The sequence below is a fragment of the Streptococcus oralis genome, assembly GCF_003943385.1.
Lineage (GTDB): Bacteria > Bacillota > Bacilli > Lactobacillales > Streptococcaceae > Streptococcus > Streptococcus oralis_CA.
The window spans coordinates 1-1,007 of sequence record NZ_RJPI01000024.1; the positions used below are offsets into that span (position 1 = coordinate 1).

The window sequence follows — 1,007 nt, forward strand, 5'->3', positions numbered from 1 at the left end:
CTGATTGAAGCAGAAATGCTGTTGCTTACGCTTGTTGAATCAGATACAGATGCGCTTGTTGACGCTGATGCACTGTTGCTTGCACTTGTACTTGCTGATTCTGATGCACTGATTGAAGCTGAGATGCTGTTGCTCAAGCTTGTTGACGCTGAAGCTGAGGCACTACGTGAAGCTGACTCACTGTTGCTTACGCTTGTGCTTGCTGATTCTGAAGCAGACTTGCTTGCTGAGTCAGATGTTGATGCACTGTTGCTTACGCTTGTGCTTGCTGATTCTGATGCACTGATTGAAGCTGAGATGCTGTTGCTCAAGCTTGTTGACGCTGAAGCTGAGGCACTACGTGAAGCTGACTCACTGTTGCTTACGCTTGTGCTTGCTGATTCAGATGCACTGATTGAAGCTGAGATGCTGTTGCTCAAGCTTGTTGACGCTGAAGCTGAGGCACTACGTGAAGCTGACTCACTGTTGCTTACGCTTGTGCTTGCCGATTCTGAAGCAGACTTGCTTGCTGAGTCAGATGTTGATGCACTGTTGCTTGCGCTTGTGCTTGCTGATTCAGACGCAGACTTGCTTGCTGAGTCAGATGTTGATGCACTTGTGCTTGCGCTTGTACTTTCTGAGTTAGAAGCGCTGATTGAAGCAGAGATGCTGTTGCTCAAGCTTGTTGAATCTGATACAGATGCGCTTGTTGACGCTGAGGCACTGTTGCTTGCGCTTGTGCTTACTGATTCTGAAGCTGACTTGCTTGCTGAGTCAGATGTTGAAGCACTTGTGCTTGCTGATTCAGATGCACTGATTGAAGCAGAGATGCTGTTGCTCAAGCTTGTTGAATCTGATACAGATGCGCTGGTTGATGCTGAAGCACTGTTGCTTGCGCTTGTGCTTACTGATTCTGAAGCAGACTTGCTTGCTGAGTCAGATGCTGAAGCACTGTTGCTTGCACTTGTGCTTGTTGATTCTGATGCACTGATTGAAGCAGAAATGCTGTTGCTTACGCTTGTTGAATC

The 1,007-nt window shown here is 47.4% G+C and carries 1 protein-coding gene; it reads left to right on the plus strand.

Going from position 1 to position 1,007, the window contains the following annotated elements:
• On the plus strand, nucleotides 1-1,007 hold a 1,007-nt coding region (locus D8803_RS09755), incomplete at both ends, for a hypothetical protein (protein WP_317842878.1).